This window comes from Streptomyces sp. NBC_00029 (assembly GCF_045160505.1).
Taxonomy (GTDB): domain Bacteria; phylum Actinomycetota; class Actinomycetes; order Streptomycetales; family Streptomycetaceae; genus Streptomyces.
The window spans coordinates 7,093,896-7,107,531 of the sequence record NZ_CP108292.1 but is presented as its reverse complement, the minus strand read 5'-3'; the positions used below and the strand labels follow the sequence as shown (position 1 = coordinate 7,107,531).

Annotated in this window: 10 protein-coding genes; 3 read left to right on the top strand and 7 right to left on the bottom strand. The window is 74.2% G+C overall.

Going from position 1 to position 13,636, the window contains the following annotated elements; all coding sequences use genetic code 11:
* Positions 1–75 precede the first annotated feature (75 nt).
* Both OG753_RS32905 and OG753_RS32900 read left to right on the top strand, forming a co-directional pair.
* Positions 76–1,071: a GlxA family transcriptional regulator gene (locus tag OG753_RS32905; RefSeq protein ID WP_405791180.1), complete on the top strand. Its 996-nt coding sequence runs from the start codon at positions 76–78 to the stop codon at positions 1,069–1,071.
* Entirely contained in the window at positions 1,068–3,866 is a 2,799-nt protein-coding gene (locus tag OG753_RS32900) for a SpoIIE family protein phosphatase (protein ID WP_327265222.1), read from the top strand. The genes OG753_RS32905 and OG753_RS32900 overlap by 4 nt, the downstream gene beginning before the upstream one ends.
* A gap of 24 nt (positions 3,867–3,890) precedes the next feature.
* Here the strand turns inward: OG753_RS32900 and OG753_RS32895 are convergent, their stop codons facing one another.
* From OG753_RS32895 to OG753_RS32880, 4 genes are all read right to left on the bottom strand, one after another.
* Positions 3,891–5,957: a SpoIIE family protein phosphatase gene (locus OG753_RS32895; RefSeq protein WP_405791179.1), complete on the bottom strand. Its 2,067-nt coding sequence runs from the start codon at positions 5,955–5,957 to the stop codon at positions 3,891–3,893.
* Between the two features lie 150 nt (positions 5,958–6,107).
* Complete coding sequence (locus tag OG753_RS32890) at positions 6,108–7,217, bottom strand: molybdopterin-dependent oxidoreductase (protein ID WP_327265220.1); 1,110 nt, start codon at positions 7,215–7,217, stop codon at positions 6,108–6,110.
* Positions 7,218–7,557: 340 nt separating this feature from the next.
* Positions 7,558–8,832 carry an aromatic amino acid transaminase gene (locus tag OG753_RS32885; RefSeq protein ID WP_327265219.1) on the bottom strand — a complete coding sequence of 425 codons (1,275 nt, stop codon included), beginning with the start codon at positions 8,830–8,832 and terminating at the stop codon, positions 7,558–7,560.
* Complete coding sequence (locus OG753_RS32880; RefSeq protein WP_327265218.1) at positions 8,825–9,802, bottom strand: DMT family transporter; 978 nt, start codon at positions 9,800–9,802, stop codon at positions 8,825–8,827. The genes OG753_RS32885 and OG753_RS32880 overlap by 8 nt, the downstream gene beginning before the upstream one ends.
* 135 nt (positions 9,803–9,937) lie before the next feature.
* On the opposite strand from OG753_RS32880, the gene OG753_RS32875 reads away from it, so the two are divergent.
* Positions 9,938–10,423 carry an Lrp/AsnC family transcriptional regulator gene (locus OG753_RS32875; RefSeq protein WP_327265217.1) on the top strand — a complete coding sequence of 162 codons (486 nt, stop codon included), beginning with the start codon at positions 9,938–9,940 and terminating at the stop codon, positions 10,421–10,423.
* 19 nt (positions 10,424–10,442) lie between these two features.
* On the opposite strand, the gene OG753_RS32870 is transcribed toward OG753_RS32875, so the two are convergent.
* The 3 genes from OG753_RS32870 to OG753_RS32860 form a co-directional block, all read right to left on the bottom strand.
* Positions 10,443–10,961 carry an O-acetyl-ADP-ribose deacetylase gene (locus tag OG753_RS32870; RefSeq protein WP_327265216.1) on the bottom strand — a complete coding sequence of 173 codons (519 nt, stop codon included), beginning with the start codon at positions 10,959–10,961 and terminating at the stop codon, positions 10,443–10,445.
* Positions 10,961–12,379, bottom strand: coding sequence for an NAD(P)/FAD-dependent oxidoreductase (locus OG753_RS32865; RefSeq protein ID WP_327265215.1), 1,419 nt, complete (start codon positions 12,377–12,379; stop codon positions 10,961–10,963). The genes OG753_RS32870 and OG753_RS32865 overlap by 1 nt, the downstream gene beginning before the upstream one ends.
* Positions 12,380–12,492: 113 nt before the next feature.
* Complete coding sequence (locus tag OG753_RS32860; RefSeq protein ID WP_327265214.1) at positions 12,493–13,317, bottom strand: inositol monophosphatase family protein; 825 nt, start codon at positions 13,315–13,317, stop codon at positions 12,493–12,495.
* Between the last annotated feature and the right edge of the window lie 319 nt (positions 13,318–13,636).

The following is a 13,636-nucleotide window of genomic DNA, read 5'->3' as shown; positions in this document are numbered from 1 at the left end:
CGACAGCGGCTGCGTGGCCCCGTACCGATGGGATCCTGCCAGGATGGCAGTCTGGTCCCCTGGCACACTGGCCGCATGCGCCGCGTCGCGATCGTCGTCCAGCCCGGTATCCGCAGCTTCGACCTCGCCGTCATCACCGAGGTCTGGGGCCCGGACCGCAGCCGCGCCGGGGTGCCCGGCTTCGAGCTCCGCCGGTGCGCCGTGGAACCCGGTCCGATCCCGCTGCCCGGCGGGCTGACCCTGGCCCCCGACCGCGGGCTCGACTGGCTGGCCGCGGCGGACCTGGTCGTCGTACCGGCGCTGGCCGAGCCCGCCGACCCGACCCCCGAGCCGGTCCTCGCCGCCCTGCGCGAGGCGCACGGCCGGGGCGTGCCGATCGCCGCCCTGTGCGCCGGGGCGTTCATCCTGGCGGAGGCCGGTCTGCTGGACGGCCGCCGCGCGGTCACCCACTGGTGGCTGGCCCCCGAGCTCGCCGCCCGCTACCCGGGGATCCTGGTGGAGGAGGCCCCGCTCTACGTCGAGGACGGCGGGCTGTGGACCTCCGCCGGGGTGGCCTCCGGCATCGACCTGTGTCTGCACCTCGTGCGGCAGGCTCACGGCGCCGAGGCCGCCGCCGCCATCGCCCGCTCCATGGTGACGGGCCCCTTCCGCACCGGGGACCACGCCCAGTACCTGGACCGGCCCGTCCCTGCCGCGGACCGGACCGCCGAGGCACTGGCCGCCGTACGGGAGCGCGCCCTGCGCTCGCTGCACGAGCCCCTGTCGGTGGCCACCATGGCCGGCTGGGCCGGGATGTCCCCGCGTTCCTTCGCCCGGCACTTCGCCGCCGCCACCGGCACCACCCCGCACCGGTGGCTGCTCGGACACCGTCTGGACGCCGCCCGCAAGCTGCTGGAACGCACCGATCATCCGGTGCCGGAGGTGGCCCGCCGGGCCGGTTTCGCCAGCGAGGTCACCTTCCGCCAGCACTTCACCTCCCACGTCGGCCTCGGTCCCCGGGCGTACCGTGCTGCCTCCTGTGCACCGGCAGCCGCACCAAACCCTCCGGACAGTGTTAGAAAGGGCTCATGACCGGACGTTTTGGTCGCCAGCCGACCGGGTGGGGTTCGCGCCTGCCCGCGCGCCCGGTCCGGTGGGCGCACAGCGTCGCGGGTCAGGTCTTCGCCCTCCAGGCGGTGATCGTGGTCCTGCTGATCGCCGCCGCCTCGGCGGCCCTGGTGCTGCAGGCCCAGTACGACAGCCTGCGCGACGCCCGCCACCGCTCGCTCGCGGCGGCGGAGGCCTTCTCGCACTCCCCCGGTATCGCGTCGGCGCTGAGGGCGGCGGATCCGACCGCCGTGCTGCAGCCGCTGGCCGAGGCCGCCCGCCGGGGCTCGGGCGTCGACTTCATCGCCGTGATGGACATCAAGGGGGTCCGCTACACCGACTCCCGGCCCGAGCTGATCGGACAACGGGCCACGGGCGACCTCAGCCGGGCCATCGCCGGGAAGGCCTTCACCGAGACCTTCACGGGCGAACCGAGCGACGCCGTCCGGGCGGTCGTGCCGGTACGGGACGCCGACGGCACGGTCGTCGGCCTGGTCGGCACCGGCATAGAGGTCGAGAACGTCGCCCAGGTGGTCGAGGGCCAGCTCCCGCTCCTGCTCGGCGCCGCCGCGGGCGCCCTGGTGCTCGGCACCGGCGGCGCCGCCCTGGTCAGCGGCCGGCTGCGGCGTCAGACCCGCGGCCTGGGCGCCGCCGAGATGACCCGGATCAACGAGCACCACGAGGCCGTGCTGCACGCCGTGCGCGAGGGCGTGGTCATCATCGACGCCGACCAGGGGCTCGTCCTGGCCAATGACGAGGCCCGCCGGCTCCTCGCCCTGCCGCCCGACGCCGAGGGCAGGTACGTCGCCGACCTCGGCCTCGACGAGCGCACCACCGAACTGCTCGTCTCCGGCCGGGTCGTGACCGACCACGTGCACCTGGCGGGCGACCGGCTGCTCGCGGTCAACGTACGGCCCACCAAGGAGTACCGGGGCATGCCCACGGGCAGCGTCGTGACCCTGCGCGATTCCACCGAGCTCGCCGCGCTCTCCGGCCGGGCCGAGGTGGCCCGCGGCCGGCTCCAGCTGCTGTACGACGCCGGTGTGCGGATCGGTACGACCCTGGACGTGGTGCGGACCGCGGAGGAGCTGTCGGAGGTCGCCGTCCCCCGGTTCGCGGACTTCGTCACGGTGGAGCTGCTGGAGCCGGTGCTGCACGGGGACGAGCCCTCGTCGGTCAACGGCGTCTACACGGAGATGCGCCGGGCGGCCATCACCGGCATCCGCCCCGACTCGCCGCTCCAGCCGGTCGGCGACATCATCCGCTTCGTGGTGCCGACGGCGCCGATGGCGGCTGCCCTGGACGCCGGGCACGCGGTGCTCGCGGCCGATCTGAACGCGGCCATGGGCTGGCGGGCCCAGGACTCCCAGGGCACCCGCGTGGCACTGGACTACGGGCTGCACTCGCTGATCTCCGTACCGCTCCGGGCCCGGGGCGTGGTCCTGGGCATGGCGAACTTCTGGCGGGCGGCCGACACCCCGGAGGCCTTCGACGAGGAGGACCGTTCCTTCGCGACCGAGCTGGGTGCGCGCGCGGCCGTGTCCATCGACAACGCCCGTCGCTTCACCCGTGAGCACGCGATGGCCGTGACGCTCCAGCGCAGTCTCCTGCCCCGGGTGCTGCCCGCCCAGAACGCCGTGGAGGTGGCCTACCGCTACCTGCCCGCGACGGCGGGGGTGGGCGGGGACTGGTTCGACGTGATCCCCCTGCCGGGCGGCCGCGTGGCCCTGGTCGTCGGCGACGTCGTCGGGCACGGGGTGCACGCGGCGGCCACCATGGGCCGGCTGCGGACCGCGGTGCACAACTTCTCCACCCTGGACCTGCCGCCCGACGAGCTGCTCGGGCACCTCGACGAGCTGATCAACCGGATCGACCAGAACGAGAGCGGGATCGGGAACGGGGAGGGGACGGACGAGGACCTCTCGGACGGGGTGTCCGAGCCGGCCGGGGTCACCGGCGCCACCTGCCTCTACGCGGTCTACGACCCGGTCGCCGGGCGGTGTCTGATGGCCAGCGCCGGTCACCCCGGGCCCGCGCTGATCCGGCCCGGCGGGGACGTCGAGTTCCCCGAGCTGCCGGCCGGGCTGCCACTGGGCGTCGGTGGCATGCCCTTCGAGGCCGCCGAGTTCACGCTCCCGGAGGGGAGCCGGCTGGTGCTGTTCACCGACGGCCTGGTGGAGGATCGCAACCGGGACTTCGACTCCGGTCTGCGGCTGCTGGGCGAGACCCTGGACCGGCCCGGCCGCAGCCCCGACGAGGCCTGTGCGGACGTGCTCGCCACGATGCTGTTCCCGGTGCCGAGCGACGACATCGCCCTGCTGATCGCCGACACCCGGCGGCTGGAGGCCGACCGGATCGCCGAGTGGGAGGTGCCCGGCGATCCCTCGGCCGTCTCGCGGGTGCGCAACGCGGGCGCGGCGCAGCTCGTCGCGTGGGGGCTGGAGGACATCTCCTTCACCACCGAGCTGATCCTCAGCGAGCTGATCACCAACGCCATCCGGTACGGGAGCGCGCCCGTGCGGGTCCGTCTGCTGCGCGACCGCAGCCTCATCTGCGAGGTCTCCGACGGCAGCAGCACCTCGCCGCACCTGCGGTACGCGGCCACCACCGACGAGGGCGGGCGCGGACTGTTCCTCGTCGCGCAGTACGCCGACCGGTGGGGCACCCGTTACACGGAGCGCGGCAAGGTCATCTGGGCCGAACTGCCGCTGACCGGGGGCCCTGAGCCGGAGGCCGCGGATCCGCTGGACCTGGACGCGCTGGAGGACCTGGCCTGGTGAGCCGGTCCGCAGGTCGGCCCGCGGTCACGTCTGCCGGGCGCGGGCCAGCAGTACCGCCACGTCGTCCTGCTGGGCGCACGGCAGGAGCGCCCGCAGGATCCCGTCGCACAGCCGCCCCAGGGGCTGCTCCACCCGGCGCAGGGCTCCTGCCAGCTGGGCCATCCCCTGGTCGAGGTCGCGGTCCCTGGCCTCGATGAGGCCGTCGGTGTAGAGCACGAGCAGGCTTCCCGGGGGCAGCCGTACCTCCTCGGTGCGGAAGTCCTGTCCGCCCGCGCCCAGCGGGGTTCCGGGCGGGCCGTCGAGGAAGGTGATGCTGCCGTCGGTGGCGACCACGGCGGGCGGCGGGTGGCCGGCGCGCGCGACCGCGCACACGCCTGACGCCGCGTCGTGGACGGCGTACACGCAGGTGGCCATCTCGTCCTCGCCCAGGTCGGCCACGACGGCGTCGAGGGAGCGCAGCAGCTGTGCCGGCGGTACGTCGTGGCGCGCGAGGGTCCGTACGGCTGTCCGCAGCTGCCCCATGACGGCCGCGGCGTGGACCCCGTGGCCCATGACGTCCCCGATGACCAGCCCGGTCCGGCCGCCGGGCAGCGGGATGGCGTCGTACCAGTCCCCGCCGACGTCGTGGTCGCTGGCGGGCAGGTAGCGCCCGGTAAGTTCGAGGCCCGGGACCTCGGGCAGCGCGCTGTTGGTGAGGCTGCGCTGGAGGGTCAGGGCCGCCTGGCGCTGCAGGGTGTACATCCGGGCGTTGTCGATGTTGAGGGCCGCGCGGGCGACCAGTTCGTCGACGAGGACGCAGTCCTCCTCGTCGAAGGGCTCGCGTTCGCGCGTGCGCGTCACGGCTACCGCGCCCAGCACCGTGCCTCGGGCGACCAGCGGGACGAGCCGGGCCGAGCCCAGGGTGGCGAGGTAGCTGCGCAGTGCCTCGGCCCGCGGGGAGGTGATCAGGGCCGGGATGTCGGACAGGTAGAGGTTCATCGGCCGGCCTTCGGAGATGACCTGCTCGTAGGTGGTGCCCGTGGGGATCTGGAAGGTCTGGCCGGCGGCGAGTTTCGCGGTGGGGGCCGTCGGGTCGGGAAAATGGGCCGCCAGGCGGCGCAGGACACCGCGGGTGGAGGCGGCGGGGACCGGGCCCTCGTCGGGGCCCAGGACGGCTTCCAGCAGCTGTACGTCGGCCGAGTCCGCGAGCTGCGGGACCAGGACGTCCACGATCTCCTGGGCGGTCTGGTGGAGGTCCAGGGTCGTGCCGATGCGGGTGCCCGCCTCGGCGAGCAGGGCGAACCGGTGGCGGGCCCGTTCGGCGTCGGCCTGGGCCTGCTGGCCCTCGGTGATGTCGATGAGCGAGGCGATCACGCCGAGCGCCCGGCCGGAGCCGTCCAGCAGTGGGGCGTAGGAGCAGGACCAGGTCCGGTCGTTCTCGGGGTCGGCGGGCGTGCGGCCGGTGCGGCGGACGTCGACGACGGCGGTGCCCCGGTCGAGGACCTGCCGCATCGTGGCCTCCAGTGCGACGGCGTTGACGCCGGGCACCACCTCGGTGAGCCGTTTGCCGAGGTGCTCGGCGGCGGAGACGCCGTTCATCCGGGCCAGGGCGTCGTTGACGCGCAGGAAGCGCAGGTCGGTGCCGAGGGTGGCGAGGCCGATGGGCGACTGGGTGAACAGGCTCTGGAGGGCGGCGAGGGAGTCCCGCATGTGGAGCACCTCGGAGGTCTCCACGGCGATGAGCAGCGCCCCCATCCGGCCCTGCGGGTCGACGGCGGGGACGATCCACATCTCCATCGGGACGCGGTGGCCGTCGCGGTGGCGCACGGGCAGGGTGCCGACGACGGTCTCGCCGGACTGGACGCGGCGGGTCAGCTGCTCGGCGAGCTCGTGGTTGGCCTCGGGCACGAGTACGGCGGCGCCGGGCAGGCCGATGATGTCCTCGGGGCGGTGCCCGAGGAGGTCCTGGGCGGCCAGCGACCACTCCACGATGCGCCCGTCGGCGTCCTCCCGCCACAGCGCGATCGGCAGCAGCTCGCGGAGTACGCCCGCGTACCCGACAGCCGCCGCCGGCGGATCGGGCACCTCGCTCGTCGACTGGTAAGTGTCCAACGCACCGACCTCACCCCGGGGGGCCTGATTCCTACCGATTCACCCTATCCGAGGCATGGACTCGGGGCTCTGTGTCGGCCGCCGGTCCCGGCGGTCGGCGGCCCGGCCGCCGGGAGGGGACCTGCGGGCGCCGCGCGTGGCGGGGAGGGTTCATACGACCACCACGTCGACGGAGGCCACGGGGTTGCAGCCGTAGCCGCCGGCGTTCCACGGGGCCGTGGCCGGCTGTACGTCGCCGTGGGCGTCGGTGGCACGGGACAGCAGCCGGTACGGGCCGGGCCGCTGCGGCGTCCACCGGTACGACCAGGCGCTCCAGCCGTAGGGGCCGGGGGCCGGTTCCAGGACGGCCTCGTGCCAGCCGCGCTCGTGGTGGCTGTCGTCCTCCTCCTCGTACTCGGCGCGCACCCCGACGCCCAGCAGCGGCACACCGCCGCCCGACCAGGCCCGGCCGCGGACGAGCGTCTCGTGGCCGCGGCGTACGGCCGTGTCCGGTTCGGGCTCGGTGATGAGCGACTTGACCCGCACGGCGGCCACCGGCCCGTCCGGGGTGCCGCGCGAGGCCACGTAGCTGTACTGCTCGGTCTGGAAGACGCCGGTGAACGGCCGGGTGACGGCCCGTGCCCCTACCAGCCACTTCACGTCGGCGACGGCGTAGCGCCCGGGGACCACCAGCCGGACCGGCGCCCCGTGCTCGGGGGCGAGCGGCTCGCCGTTCATGCGGGTGACGAGGAGGGTGTCCGGGTGGAGGGCGACGGCGAGCGGGATACTGCGCTCGAAGGCCGTCCGGCGGCCGCGCACGGGGCCGGAGTCCGCTCCGGTGAAGACGACCTCCACGGCCGCCGGGCCGATCAGGGCCCGTCCGGCGAGGGCACGGAAGGGCACCCCGGCGAAGTGCGCGCAGCCCACCGCCTGCTGGCTCCACGGAAGGCCGGGCGGGCGGGGTGCCATCAGGCCCCGGCCGTTGCCCGCGCACTCCACGACGACGTCCAGTTCCCGGTGCTCCATCGTGAGCAGTTCTTCGTAGCCGATGGCGAAGGGGGCGGCGGCCGCGGTGCCGCCGATCCGCAGCCGCCAGTCGCCGGGCGCGGTCCGTGGGACGCCGAAGTGGTCGCGTACGAAGAAGGCCCCCACGGGGGTGACGGGTTCGGCCAGGGCGGCCCACGGCGTCTGGGCGTTGTAGGGGTCGGCGGTGACCGTTTCGGGCGTCCAGACGGTGGCTCCGGGCCCTCGGAAGTCGTGTGGGACGGGCCATGCGGTCATGGCAGCACCTTTCGTCGGGCTCCTGCCGGGCGCGACGCGGATTTCTTTACAGAGTACGTCTCCAGAAAGCCTTGACTGAGGGCAAATTGGGAGGAAACTCATCTATACACCGGATAACCGGAAAGAGCCGCACCTCCCTCTGGAGACGTCCTCAGGCCCGCGTGACCCTTGTCCAGGCTCTGGCCAGGCCCCCGGCAGCACTTGTCGACCACGGGAGCCATCGGCGACGGCGGATGGCTCATGGCAACGACGGACTGCCGGGGACTGTCATGTCCGGGGCCGGCGCGGCCCGGCCCGTGCGACCGCTACCGCTCCGGCTCCCCCGCTTCCTGCCGCGCTGCTACCCCTGGGACTGCACGGCGCCGGCCGTGGCCGGTCCGGACTGCTGCCGCGGGAGCGTCCGGAGCGCGTCGGCCGCCTCACCCGCGCTGCCCGCGCCGAGGACGCCCGCGATGCCCCGTGCGAGGCAGGGAATCCGGTGCGCGGGGATGCCCGCGATGTTGATCCGCCCCGAGGTCGTGCCGTAGATGGCGTACTGCCTGCGCAGCCGGAGCATCTGGGAGGCGTCCAGCGGCAGCATCGAGAACATGCCCTTCTGCCGGGCGAGCGAGCGCGCCTGCTCCGCGCAGCCGAGCGCGCTCAGGTGCGCGACCAGGTCGGCCCGGTTGTCCATGATCCGGCCCCGCATGACGTCCAGCTCCACCCGCCAGGCGGCGCGCAGCCCCTCGTCCTGCAGGATCGTGGTCACGACGGCCGCGCCGTGCTCGGGCGGCATCGAGTACAGGGTCCGGGCGGCGTTCTGCAGGGCGGTCTCGGCATGCCGGACGGCCCGGTCCGAGGCGCCCAGCACGATGGCGCAGCCGACGCGGTCGCTGTAGAGGCCGAAGTTCTTCGAGCAGCTGACCGCGATCAGCATTTCCGGCACCCGGGCCGCCATCATCCGCGTGGGCAGCAGGTCGGACTCCAGGCCGTCGCCGAGCCCGTGGTAGGCGAGGTCCACGAAGGGCACCCAGCCGCCGCGGACGGCCGACTCGGCGAGCGCCTCCCAGTCGTCGAGCAGCGGGTCCACACCCGTGGGGTTGTGGCAGCAGCCCTGGAGCAGGACGACGTCGTCCCGCTGCGCTTCCCGCAGCTCCCGCAGCACTCCGGCCGTGTCGAAGCCACCCTCGGCGTCGCGCCAGCCGTAGGTGCGCACGCGCAGTCCGGCGGCCTCCAGGATGGGCCGGTGGTTGACGTAGGCCGGGTCGCTGATCCACACCGTGGCGCCCGGGCGGGTCCGGCAGATCAGATCGGCCAGCAGCCGCAGCGCGCCGGACCCGGCGACGGTCTGGACAGCCGCGGCGCGGTCGGTCGGCCCGCCCGGGCCCAGGACCAGCTCCAGCAGGGAGCGGTTGAAGGCGGCGTTGCCGGAGAGCCCGCGGTACTCCTTGGAGGCGGAGCGCTCCGCCAGGCGGATCTCGGCCTCGCGCACGGCCGTCATGACGGGCGTGGTTCCGCTCTGGTCCCGGTAGACGCCGAGGACGAGGTTCAGGCGTTCGGGCCGCTCGTCGCTGCCGAACTCGTAGGTGAGGTCCCACAGCGGGTCGGTGGGCGGCGTGGGGAGGAGCTCAAGCATCTGCGGGAACCTTGGGTCGTGGGCGGCGGTTGGCGAGGACGACGCCGGCGGTGATGAGGGGTACGCCGACGAGCACGGCGAGGGTCGGGGTCTCGCCGAGCAGCGGAATGGCGAGCAGGACGACGGCGACGGGGCTCAGGCTGCCGACGACGGCGCTGCGCTCGGCGCCGAGCCGGCGGATGGCGAAGGCGTACAGGAGGCCCGCGCACAGTCCGACGCCCAGTCCCTGTACGACGAGGAACAGCGCGATGTCGCTGCCCGCCGCGTGCGCGATGCCGGTCGGGAGCACCCCGGTGAGGACCAGGACGCCGATCACCGCGAAGGAGGGCAGGCAGAGCAGGCCGATCGATCCGACGGGATCGAGGTCCACCTCGCGCAGTCCCACCGTGTAGAGGGCCCACAGCCCGCTGGCCACGAGGAGCGTGCCGGCGCCGGCGAGTACGTCCGTGTCGACCGGTACGACGTAGCGCCAGACGAGGGCGATCACTCCGGCCGCGATCAGGGCGAGCCCTGCCGTCTGCGTCCCGCGGGGGAGGCCGTGGCCGCGACGGATCATGATCGCGGAGACGAAGAGCGGGACCATGCCGGGGACGATGGAGCCGACGAAGGCGGCGGAGGTCAGGGCGCCGCCGTGCATCGCGGCCAGGAAGAAGGGCACCCCCGCACCGCAGACGATCTTCACGGCGGGTCCGGGCCGCACGGCGGCGATGGCGCGACGGCGCCGCCACAGGGCGGGGAACAGGACGACCAGGGGGACACCGAACCGCAGCAGGGCGGCGTCGGCGGGAAGCAGCGAGGAACCGGCCAGGGCCCGGGCGCTGAGCGCGAAGGCCGCCCAGATCGACACGGTGACCAGCAGGGCCAGCATGCCCTCGGTCTGTGGGGAGAGCCCGCGCCGGCCGGGGTGTCCGGCCCGCGGGCCCGCCGCATCGGGAGGCAGGGTCGCCCGGGTGGTGTTCGTCGCGACCAAGGAAGTGCTCCAGCCTCTGAGACCCGGACCGATCCGGTCCGTGCGAGGGCAACGCTAGGGCTTGGGCCGGGGCAGCCGATTGCCAGTTCTGCCTCTCGGACATACGTTTGGGGCAGAATCTGCCAAGGAGTGACCATGGACGCAGTCGATCTGCAGATCATCAGGGAGTTGCAGGCCGACGGCCGCCTGTCCAACCAGGACCTCGCCGACCGTGTCCGGCTGTCCCCGTCGCCCTGTCTGCGCCGGGTACGACGGCTGGAGGAGGCGGGCCTGATCCGCGGCTACACGGCCATGGTGGACCAGGTCGCCTTCGGGCTTCCGGTCACCGTCTTCGTCCGGATCCGCCTGGAACGCCACACGGCGGAAGCGGTGCGGCTGTTCGAGGAGCACGTCGCCGTCATCGAGCACATCCAGGACTGCTACCTGATGGCGGGCAGCAGCGACTACCTGCTCCGCGTCGTCATCGAGGACCTGGAGGCCTACGAGTCCCTGGTGCGCCACCGGATCCACGCCATCCCCGGGATCGCCTCGATCGAATCGAGCTTCGCGTTCGGCAGCGTCAAGCAGTCCCGGACCTACCCCCGGCCCGCGCCGGGCGCGGCGGGACGCTCCGCGCGCTGACGGATCCCCGGGGTGCGCCTCAGCCGGCGGCGGCCACCGCCGCCTCGAAGACCTCGAAGGCGGCCGCGTCGTAGAGCACGAACCGCACCTCCTGCACCTCGGTCCGGGCGCCGCGCACCGTCTCCACCGCGATCCGCGCCCCGTCGTCCATCGGCCAGCCGTAGATTCCGGTGGAGATGGCCGGGAAGGCGACCGTGCGGGCTCCCAGCCCGTCGGCGACCCGCAGCGATTCGCGGTAGCAGGAGGCCAGCAGCTCGGAGCGGTCCTCGTCGCGCGAGAAGACCGGGCCCACCGTGTGGATGACGTGCCCGGCGGCGAGCCGCCCGGCCGTGGTGGCGACGGCCCGGCCCGTCGCCAGCCCCTTGCCGTAGTGCGAGCGGCGCAGGTCCTCGCAGGCCGCGAGGATCTCCGGCCCGCCGCGCCGGTGGATGGCGCCGTCGACCCCGCCGCCGCCGAGCAGCGAGGAGTTGGCCGCGTTGACGATGGCGTCGGCCTTCTCCGCGGTGATGTCGCCGCGGACCAGGGTGATACGGACCATCAGGAGCCCTTTCGCAGGTGCCGCCAGACCGCCTTCGCGGCGTTGTGCCCGGACATGCCGTGCACGCCCGGGCCCGGCGGGGTCGCCGAGGAGCAGAGGAAGACCGCCGGGTGGGCCGTCGAGTACGGGGTGAGGGACAGCTTGGGGCGCAGCAGGAGCTGGAGTCCCGAAGCGGCCCCGCAGGCGATGTCCCCGCCCACGTAGTTGGGGTTGCGGGCGGCGAGCCGGGGCGGGCCGGCCGTGGCGCGGGCGAGCACCAGGTCGCGGAATCCCGGGGCGAAGCGCTCCAGTTGGGATTCGACGGCCTCGGTGAGATCGCCGTCCCAGCCCGCGGGGACGTGTCCGTACGCCCAGAACACGTGCTTGCCCTCGGGTGCCCGGCTCGGGTCGACCAGGCTGGGCTGCGCGGTGATGAGGAAGGGGTTGCGCGGGGCCCGGCCGCCGGAGGCGAGCTGCAGGGCGGCGTCGATGTCCCGGGCGCGCGGGCCGATCTGGACGGTGCCGGCGCGGCGCGGCTCCTCGGCCGTCCACGGAACGGGGCCGTCCAGCGCGTAGTCGAGCTTGAACACCGAGGCGCCGTACCGGTAGCCGTCGTACGCGCGCCCCAGGCGGGCGATCCGGGCCAGCGCGGTCGGCGAGGTGTCGAAGACGTAGGCGCGTGCCGGCGGGAGGTCGTCGAGCCGCTTGACCTCGAAGCCGGTGTGGACGGTCCCGCCGAGGTCGCGCAGGTATCCGGCGAGGGCGTCGGAGACGGACTGCGAGCCACCGCGCGGCATCGGCCAGCCGTTCGCGTGCGCGGCCAGCGCGAAGACGAGGCCGACGGCGCTGGTGGCGATCCCGTCGAGCGGTGCGATGACGTGGGCGACGAGGCCCGCGAACAGCGCGCGGGCCCGTTCGTCGCGGAAGCGGCTCAGGAGCCAGGTGGAGGGCGGCAGTCCGCGGAGGCCGAAGCGGGCGAGCGTGAGCGGGTCCCGGGGCAGGGCGGTGCTCGGCAGCGACATGAAGTCCCGGGCCAGGGTGTCCCATTTGCCGAGGAACGGACCGACCAGTCGCCGGTAGGCGCCCGCGTCGCGCGGCCCGAGGGACGCCGCCGTCTCGGCGACCGAGCGGGACAGGACGGCGGCCGTGCCGTCGTCGAAGGGGTGCGCCATGGGCAGCGGGGCGTGCAGCCACTCCAGCCCGTACCTCTTCAGCGGCATCGTGGCGAAGACCGGCGAGCCGATGCCGAGCGGGTGCACCGCCGAGCAGGGGTCGTGCCGGAAGCCGGGAAGGGTGAGCTCCTCGGTCCGGGCGCCGCCGCCGACCGTGTCGGCGGCTTCGAAGACGGCCACCGAGAAGCCGCGCCGGGCCAGTTCGACGGCGGCCGTCAGCCCGTTCGGCCCCGCCCCCACCACGACCACATCGAGAATCGACGGCACTTGCGACTCCTTCGTTTCCGGCGGCGCCTGCACCCCCAGGATATTCCGCCGCACGCGGCGGGCCGTACACCTCTCGGCCGGTCCGGGATCCGTCCGGACCGGCCCGGACCCGCTCAGGCGCCCCGGAGCAGCTCCCGGATGCGTACGGCCGTGGGCTCGTCGCGCCCGACCGCGAACGGCAGCGCGTTGTCCCGGTCCACCCGGAAGGGGACACCGTCGACGGTGCTCTGCGCCCCGCCGGCCTCGGCGACCAGCAGCAGCCCGGCCGCGTGGTCCCAGGCCGAGGGCCAGGTGAAGGCCAGGCCGTCCATCTCCCCGCGGGCCACCTTCAGGTACTCCAGGCCCGCCGAACCGCACGGCCGGGCCGCGACGCCGGGCACGTCGAGGCGGGCCAGGGTCCGCTTGTCCGCGTCGCTGGTGTAGAGCGGGTGGGCGATGGCGACCTTCAGGGCCTCGCCCGCGTCGGGCGAACCGCTCCTGATCGGGTTGCCGTTGACGTACGCGCCCTGTCCGCGCACGGCGGTCGCCAGCTCCTCCAGCGCCGGGGCGAAGGTCCAGGAGGCGAGGATCTCCCCGCGCAGCGCCAGGGCGACCAGGGTACAGAAGGCAGGGTCGCCGTTCACGAACTGCCGGGTGCCGTCGACGGGGTCGACGATCCACACCGGTGCGTCGGCGCGCAGCGCCGCGTAGACGCCCGGGTCGGCGTGCACAGCTTCCTCGCCGACGACGGCGGAGCCGGGCAGCAGTCGCGTCAGCGCGGCCGTGAGGTGCTCCTCGGCCTTGCGGTCGGCCACGGTCACCAGGTCGTGGGGGCCGTTCTTCTCATCGACCTCGTGCTCGGCGAGCTGCCTGAATCGCGGCATGATCTCGATGGCCGCCGCCTTGCGGACGGCCTCTTCCACATCGGACAGGCCATGGGCCAGGAACTCATCGATCATGCCCCCAGCAAAGCACGCCGGGCCGACAAACCCCACCGCCAATCCCGGACGGGCGCCCGGACACCGGGTGTCCGCCGGGTGAACCGCCCCCGGGGCACGGGAAGGCCCCGGCCGGCGGGGGATCCGGTCGGGCCTTCGGCCGGGGCGCAGGACCGGTGGCCGGCCGTGCGGGTCAAGGCCGTCCGCCGGCCGCCCGGGTGAGGCGGTGCAGGGCCAGGGCGATGCAGGCCGCGAGGGCCCACGGACGGCCTGCTGCCGGTGCTGGACGCCGTTCCCGCGACCGCAGGGTCTTCCGCCCACACGATGTCCGCGGAGCCGC